Here is a 775-nt window from a genome sequence, read left to right on the forward strand (position 1 = left end):
ATAAAGAGTTGGGTGACACGATCATTAATGGTCAAGCCATCAACTACGGCACCCGCCAAGACCTCTGGGGCAACGGCGGCACGGGCAGCATGATTCTGACTGGCCTTGTCGGCGCCGCCAGCGGCAATGTCACAGGCAGCGGCGCAAGTTTGCTACAAAACACCGCCATCAACGTCATCCGTCAATACGGTGCGCAAGAAATCAAAGACATCGCCGATGGGTTCGCCGAAAAACGTAATCCCGACGGCAGCATCATTCCTGATGCCCAATCAGAAACCATCCGTGGCCTCCTACACAGCATCGCAGGCTGCGCAGGCGCAGCCGCCACAGGTGGTGACTGTGCCTCAGCTGCCGCAGGTTCAGCAGCTACGGTTGCTCTTAATAATCTGATTGCTCATAATTCGTCCAACATGACGGCAGAGCAGAAGCTGGCTTATAGCAACCTCATCAGCTCACTCGTTGGCGGTGTGACTTCAGCTGTTGGCGGTGACGCTGCGGCGGTGGCTTTGGCAAGCCAGATAGAACTTAATAATAATGATGTGTATGATCCTCTGCATCCCGAAACATCACAATCAGGTCTTGATACGCGCAGTCGTGTAGATAAGATCAAAGATGCACTGACACCAAGCAAGAATACCGTTGAAAATGTCAATAAAGGGATTCGTAACACTTTAGCGGGCTTCTATAATGGTTTTAATGAAATGTTGCCAGACTTGGTGGACGGTCAACCGCAGCCCAACTTACCGATTGATAGGAGTTATGATAGTGTTGCTGG

Annotated in this window: 1 pseudogene; it reads left to right on the top strand. The window is 51.6% G+C overall.

What is annotated here, in order from left to right:
- A pseudogene (locus IE082_RS11105) lies at nucleotides 1-775 on the top strand (hypothetical protein); the annotation flags it as partial.

Origin of the sequence: Formosimonas limnophila (assembly GCF_014652675.1) — a bacterium.
Classification (GTDB): Bacteria; Pseudomonadota; Gammaproteobacteria; order Burkholderiales; family Burkholderiaceae; genus Hydromonas; species Hydromonas limnophila.